Source organism: Corallococcus llansteffanensis (assembly GCF_003612055.1).
In the GTDB taxonomy this organism is placed as follows: Bacteria; Myxococcota; Myxococcia; order Myxococcales; family Myxococcaceae; genus Corallococcus; species Corallococcus llansteffanensis.
The window spans coordinates 1-6,710 of the sequence record NZ_RAWB01000546.1 but is presented as its reverse complement, the minus strand read 5'-3'; the positions used below and the strand labels follow the sequence as shown (position 1 = coordinate 6,710).

6 protein-coding genes are annotated in these 6,710 nt (G+C 69.7%); 4 read left to right on the top strand and 2 right to left on the bottom strand.

The features are described 5' to 3' along the window. Positions 1–429, bottom strand: a 429-nt coding sequence (locus D7V93_RS34640; protein ID WP_208723252.1) for a biotin/lipoyl-containing protein, incomplete at its 3' end; no start/stop codon positions are given. After that, positions 419–3,313 (bottom strand): 2-oxoglutarate dehydrogenase E1 component, encoded by a 2,895-nt coding sequence (locus D7V93_RS34635; protein ID WP_120647444.1) that lies wholly within the window; start codon positions 3,311–3,313, stop codon positions 419–421. The genes D7V93_RS34640 and D7V93_RS34635, both read right to left, overlap by 11 nt. Positions 3,314–3,625: 312 nt before the next feature. On the opposite strand from D7V93_RS34635, the gene fabI reads away from it, so the two are divergent. From fabI to D7V93_RS34615, 4 genes are all read left to right on the top strand, one after another. Then, positions 3,626–4,456 carry an enoyl-ACP reductase FabI gene (fabI, locus tag D7V93_RS34630; protein WP_120647443.1) on the top strand — a complete coding sequence of 277 codons (831 nt, stop codon included), beginning with the start codon at positions 3,626–3,628 and terminating at the stop codon, positions 4,454–4,456. Between the two features lie 160 nt (positions 4,457–4,616). Then, positions 4,617–4,994 carry a response regulator gene (locus D7V93_RS34625; protein WP_120611641.1) on the top strand — a complete coding sequence of 126 codons (378 nt, stop codon included), beginning with the start codon at positions 4,617–4,619 and terminating at the stop codon, positions 4,992–4,994. 4 nt (positions 4,995–4,998) lie between these two features. Further along, positions 4,999–5,865, top strand: coding sequence for a response regulator (locus D7V93_RS34620; protein WP_120647442.1), 867 nt, complete (start codon positions 4,999–5,001; stop codon positions 5,863–5,865). Next, a partial coding sequence (locus tag D7V93_RS34615; protein WP_120647441.1) for a CheR family methyltransferase occupies positions 5,862–6,710 on the top strand: 849 nt, incomplete at its 3' end. The genes D7V93_RS34620 and D7V93_RS34615, both read left to right, overlap by 4 nt.

The following is a 6,710-nucleotide window of genomic DNA, read 5'->3' as shown; positions in this document are numbered from 1 at the left end:
CTCCTTCACGATGCGGCCACCGGTGCCGGAGCCCTTGAGCTGACCCACGTCCACCCGGTTCTCCTCCGCCATCTTCTTCGCGGTGGGGGTGATGCGCGCGTCGGATGCAGCGGCTGACACCGGGGCTGCCGCCGCGGCGGGCGCGGGCGTGGCGGCGGCGACCGCGGGGGAAGCGGCGACAGCGCCGGCGCCTCCCGCCTCGATGGTGCCCAGCACCTCGCCCACGCGGACCTTGTCGCCCTCCTTGAAGGCGATGGACGCGATGCTGCCTGCGGCCGGAGATGGCACGTCGATGGTGACCTTGTCGGTCTCCAGCACGACGAGCGGCTCGTCCGCGGCGACCGTGTCACCCTGCTTCTTGTTCCACTTGCCGACGACGGCCTCGGTGATGGACTCACCGAGGGGCGGGACTTTCAGTTCAACGGCCATTCTGGGTTCCTCGGAGGATGGCTTCTTCGATGATGAGCTGCTGCTCGTAGTCGTGCGTCTTGGGGAAACCGGTGGCGGGGCTCGCGGCCTCGGCACGGCCGATGTAGCCCAACTTCACCGGCTGCTGCTGCGAACGGGCGGAGAGCAGGTCGTGCAGGCGCGGGAACATGAAGTGCCAGGCGCCCGCGTTGCGGGGCTCCTCCTGCACCCAGTACAGCTCCTGCAGCTTCGGCAGCTTCGCCACCAGGTTCGAAAGCTCGTCGTGCGGGAACGGGTAGAGCTGCTCCACCCGCACGATGGCGATGCTCTCGTCCTTGCGCTCGTCGCGGGCCTTGGCCAGGTCGTAGGACACCTTGCCGCTGCACAAGAGCAGCCGCGTCACCTTCGCGGGGTCCGCCTTCGCATCCAGGATGACCTCCTGGAACGTGCCCGTCGCCAGCTCGTCCAGGCGGCTCGTGGCCTCCGGACGGCGCAAGAGGCTCTTGGGCGACATGATGACCAGCGGCTTGCGCACCGGGCGCAGCACCTGGCGGCGCAGCAGGTGGAAGATCTGCGCGGGCGTGGTGGGGTAGCAGACCTGGAGGTTGTCCTCGGCGCACAGGTCCAGGAAGCGCTCCAGGCGCGCGCTGGAGTGCTCCGGGCCCTGGCCCTCGTAGCTGTGCGGCAAGAGCAGCGTGATGCCGCTCAGCCGGCGCCACTTGCTCTCCGCCGCCGCGATGAACTGGTCGATGATGATCTGCGCGCCGTTGGCGAAGTCACCGAACTGGGCCTCCCAGAGGGTGAGGCCGTCCGGCACGTCCAGGCTGTAGCCGTAGTCGAAGCCCAGCACGCCCATCTCCGACAGCGGGCTGTTGTAGACGTTGAACGACGCCTTGCCGGTGGCGAACTGGCGCAGGGGGACGTACTCCTGGCCCGTCTGCACGTCGTGCAGCACCGCGTGGCGGTGGCTGAAGGTGCCGCGCTCGCTGTCCTGGCCGGACAGGCGGATGCCGTAGCCCTCCGCGAGCAGCGTGGCGTACGCCAGCGACTCACCCTCGCTCCACTGCAGCTCCTCGCTGTCCAGCATGCCCGCGCGCTTCTTGAGCACCGTGCGCTCCACGTCGCGGTGGACCTGGAAACCCTCCGGCGCGGTGGCGAGCTTCTGGAGCGCGTCGCGCAGCGTGGCCTTCGCCACCGCGGTGGACACCTGGGGCGCGTTCTTCAAGAGGCCGCCCTTGTACGGCTTCCAGAGGCCCTCCAGCGCGTTGGGCTCCTTGAACTGGCTCTCCTGGCGGGCGCGGGTGAGCGCCGCGTCGAAGTCCTGGTAGCAGCGCTGCTTGAGCGCGTCGGACTCCTCCGCGCTGATGCGGCCCTGCTCCGCCAGCGCCTTCGCGTACAGCGCGCGCACCGGCGGGTGCTTGCGGATGAGCTCGTACATGGACGGCTGGGTGAAGGACGGGTCGTCGCCCTCGTTGTGGCCGTAGCGGCGGTAGCAGATGAGGTCGATGACCACGTCGCTCTTGAACGTCTGGCGGTACTCCGCCGCGAGCTTCGCCACGTGGACGCACGCCTCCGGGTCATCCCCGTTCACGTGGAACACCGGGATGTCCAGCATCTGCGCGATGGCGGTGGAGTAGATGCTGGAGCGCGAGTCCGACGGGTCGGTGGTGAAGCCGACCTGGTTGTTGATGACGACGTGGACCGTGCCGCCCGTGGTGTAGCCCTTGAGGCCCGCGAAGTTGAGCGTCTCCGCGACGACGCCCTGGCCGATGAAGGCCGCGTCGCCGTGGATGAGCAGGGGCATCACGCCCGTGCGCTCCGTGTCGCCGCCCCGGTCCTGCTTGGCGCGCACGCGGCCCTCCACCACGGGGCCCACGCACTCCAGGTGGCTGGGGTTGAACGCCAGCGACAGGTGGACGTTCTTCCCCGCGCGCGTGGCGTGGTCCGAGGAGAAGCCCATGTGGTACTTCACGTCGCCCCGGCCCAGGTACGCCTTGGGGTCCTTGGGCCCGTCGAACTCGCTGAAGATCTGATCCGGCTTCTTGCCCAGGATGTTCGTCAGCACGTTGAGGCGGCCGCGGTGGGCCATGCCGATGACGAGCTCCTTCAGGCCCATGCCGCTGCCGACCTCCAGGAGGGCGTCCAGCATGGGGATGAGCGCTTCGCCGCCGTCCAGGCTGAAGCGCTTGGCGCCCACGTACTTCGTGTGCAGGAAGTGCTCGAAGCCCTCCGCGTACGACAGCTTGGTGAGGATGTGCCGCTGCTCCTCCACCGCGAACGCCGTGCGGTTGTCGCTGTGCTCCATGCGCTGCATGAGCCAGCGGCGGCGCTCGCTGTCGAGCATCTGCATGAACTCCACGCCGATGTGGCTGGAGTACGTGCGCTTGAGCCGCGTCACCAGGTCCGACAGGCGCACGCGCTGCTGCGGGAAGACGTTGTTGCACTCCACCGCCTGCTCCAGCTCCTTCGCGGTGAAGTGGTTCTCATCCATCAGCGCCACGTCCGCGACGTGCCCCAGGGGCGGGCGCGGGCGCTCCAGCGGATCCAGGCTCGCGCGCAGGTGGCCGCGCAGCCGGAAGGCGGTGATGGCCTGGTCCACCTTCGACTGCAGCCCGATGTCCTGCGCGGGAGCGACCGGAGCGGCGGGCGCCGCGGCGGCGGCCGGAGCCGTCTGCACGGCCCCGTTCACCTTGCCGTTGCCCTTCGCCTTGCCCTCGGGGGCGACGGGCGCGGGGGCCTCCAGCTGCTTCGCGTTGAAGATGGGCCGGCCGGTGCCGTTGTTGCGCTCGAACACTTCGCGCCAACTCGGATCCACGCTGCCGGGATCATCGAGGAAGCGCGCGTAGAGCCCCTCGATGAAGTCGATGTTGGCACCAGAGAGGAAGCTGTCCTGGAAATTCGCCATGGCGGGGGTCTTTTACTGGAAGGGCGCCGCGTTGGGGGGTTTTCGCCACAGGTTTGTTGAGCCGCGCCGCGCCCGGCCGCCTGTCCTCGGCCAGGGGGAGCAGATGCGGTCATGCGCCGGGTGAGCACAACTTCAAGAGGCGCCGGATTTCCGCCACGGGAAGAAGCGCCGGAGGCGGAAGGGGCGCCCGGTATGCTGAACGGGCGTACATGCAGGCGGAGCGGGGAATCCGGGCCGGGGGCCCCTCCCGTCCCCCAGGAGTGGTAAGCACACGCCCCCTCCTTTCCACTCTTCTTTCGGGAACCTACCGACATGCTCCTCCAGGGCAAGAAGCTGCTCATCACCGGCGTGCTCACCCCGCAGTCGCTGGCCTTCGGCGTGGCCGAGCACGCGCTGGCGCAGGGCGCCGAGGTCATCCTCACGGGCTTCGGCCGCGCGAAGTCCCTCACGGAGCGCAGCGCGAAGCGGCTCAAGCCCGGCACGGAGGTGCTGGAGCTGGACGTGACGAACCCCGCGCACTTCCCGGCGCTCACGGAGTCGCTGCGCCAGAAGTGGGGCCGCGTGGACGGCGTGCTGCACGCCATCGCGTACGCGCCCGAGGACGCGCTGGGCGGCAACTTCCTCAACACCCCGTGGGAGAGCGTGCAGACCGCGTTCCGCATCTCCGCCTTCTCCGTGAAGGAGCTGGCCATGGCGTGCGCCCCGCTGATGCCGCCGGGCGGCTCCATCGTCGCGCTGGACTTCGACAACCGTCAGGCGTGGCCCATCTATGACTGGATGGGTGTGTGCAAGGCGGCGATGGAGGCCACCGTGCGCTACCTGGCACGAGACCTGGGCCCCAAGGGCATCCGGGTGAACGCGCTGGCGGCCGGTCCCCTGGCCACCATCGCGGCCAAGGGCATCCCCGGCTTCAAGTCCCTGGCGCAGTACTGGGGCAAGCAGGCGCCGCTGGGCTGGAGCGACAAGGACAGCCACGAGCACGTCGCGCGCACCGCGTGCGCCATGCTGTCGGACTGGATGCCTTCCACCACGGGCGAGATGGTCCACGTCGACGGCGGCTTCCACGCCGTGGGCGCGCCGCCGGTGGACGCCACCGAGGGAGCAGAAGGGGTCTTGGCGACCCCCACGCCCAAGGAGGGCTGACGCTTTCCAACGCTGTCTCAAATTACAGACATTCGCCTGCCAGGTACCCCGGCGAACGCGGCCCCCCCGCTTCCGCTATTCGGAGCGCTCACGGTAGGATCACTCATGCAGCGCAGGTCACTCCGCACTTCGCGGAGTCTGTGCGAGGAGCCGTGGCACAGTGAGCATCAACGTCTTGCTGGTGGACGACAGCCCGACCGTCCGCAACATCCTCAAGATCTACCTGATGAACCTCAAGGTGAGCATCGTTGAGGCCGAGGACGCACAGCGCGCACTGCAGCTGCTCCGGTTGGTGCCGGTGAGCGTGGTGATCGCTGACATCAACATGCCGAACATGGACGGCATCACGTTCGTGAAGGAAGTGCGCGCGAGCGCTCAGCTCCAGGTGCGCAACGTGCCGGTCATCCTGTTGACGGCGGAGAAGGGCGAGGATCTGCGCCAGCGCGGCACGGAGGCGGGGGCGAATGCCTTCATCCAGAAACCCGTTTCGCATGACGAGCTGACCAAGACGGTGCGTCAGTTCCTGAACAGGGCGTGAAGCCGTGAGCCTGCCGTCCCTCCTGCTGGTCGATGACAGCGACGCCATCCTGGCGCTGGAGCGGGCCATCCTCTCCGGGCACTACAACATCCACACGGCGAGCAACGGCCGCGAGGCGCTGGAGAAGGTGGGGCGGCTGCGCCCCGCGGCGGTGCTGCTGGACCTGTCCATGCCGGAGATGGACGGGGACGAGGTCCTCCAGCGGATGAAGGCGGATGTCTCCACGACGGACATCCCGGTCATCATCATCTCGTCGGAGAAGCAGCGCGCGGAGGCGTGCCTGGGGCTGGGCGCGGAGGCGTTCCTGCCCAAGCCCTTCCGCGCGGACGAGCTGCTCAACCGCGTGGGCGAGGCCCTGGCGAGCGCGCGGCGCCGCTCGCGCTCCGGCGCGATGCTGGTGCTGCGGCTGTCGGTGGGCGAGCGCGAGTTCGCGGTGCCGCTGGACGCGGTGAAGGAGGTGCTGCTGCAGCCGGCGACGCGCCCCCTTCCCACGGGTCCTTCGTACCTGCGCGAGTACGTGGAGCTGCGCGGCCAGGCGGTGTGCGTGCTGGACGTGGCGCTGCGGCTGGGCGTGAAGCACCAGGTGGCCATCGCGGAGCGGATGCTGGTTGTCATCGAAGTGGATGGGGTGTCGCTGGCGCTCACCGTGGACACGGTGCGTGATCCGGAGGAGTTCCAGGCGACCGACATCGACCGGCGCGAGAAGGTGGGTGGCGCCGAGCATGGCCTCCTGCAGGAGGGGCTGCTGGGGATGCTGCGCACCGGCGGCCGCGCGTTGCCCATCCTGGATCCGAAGGTGTTCATCGCGCGGGGACTCCTGCGCGACCTGCCCGCGCTGCTCGCGCCGGTGGAGGAAGAGCGGAGCGCATGAGTGCAGGGCTCGACCCTCGGCTGCTGGCCCGCGCCCGGGAAGTGGTGGCGGACACCACCGGCTTTCGTGATGACGCCATCGCCCAGGATGCGGTGGAGCGCGTGCTTCGCGCGGAGCTGGCCCGGGGCCGGGTGCCCACGGAGGTCCTGAGCGAATTGCAGCAGCTGGGCTCTCCCCTGGCCTACACGCTGGTGCGCGCGGTGCTCGTGGGGGAGACGTACTTCTTCCGCCAGCCGGAGCACTTCCGCTTCATCGCGTCGGAGGGCGTGCCGTCCGCGCTGCGCCACGGCGCCATGCACCTGCGCGGCTGGAGCGCCGGGTGCGCCACGGGGGAAGAGGCATACTCGCTGGCCGCGTGCCTGCTGGCGTGCGTGCCCTCGGGGATGCCCGTGGAGGTGGTGGGCACCGACCTGCACGAGGCCAGCCTGGAGGCCGCGCGGCGCGGCACCTACGGCGCGTGGTCCCGGCGCGAGTCCGCGCCCGCGCTGCACACCGTCTACGAAGCGCACGGCGAGCGCCAGGTGTCCATCGTGCCGGCGGTGCGCAAGGTGACGCGCTTCGCGGCGGCGAACCTGCTGGCGCCGCTGCCGGAGCGCTTCGGCCACTTCGACTTCATCCTCTGCCGCAACGTGCTCACGTACTTCTCGCCGTCCGCGCGCGACGCGGCCATTGGCCACCTGGCGCGCAGCCTGACGCCAGGGGGGCTGCTGTTCCTGGGCACGGTGGAGGTGGACCGCGTGCCGGCGGGGCTGACGCGCGAGGGCCCGCCGGAGCTGCAGGCCTTCCGCAAGCCCCGCGTGGAGGAGCGCTCCTTCGCGCCGCCGCCCCCGCCACAGGTCCTGTCC

Excerpts from the sequence above, each read along its gene's own strand:
- fabI (WP_120647443.1), top strand. The coding sequence starts at position 3,626 with ATGCTCCTCCAGGGCAAGAAGCTGCTCATCACCGGCGTGCTCACCCCG.
- D7V93_RS34635 (WP_120647444.1), bottom strand. The coding sequence starts at position 3,313 with ATGGCGAATTTCCAGGACAGCTTCCTCTCTGGTGCCAACATCGACTTC.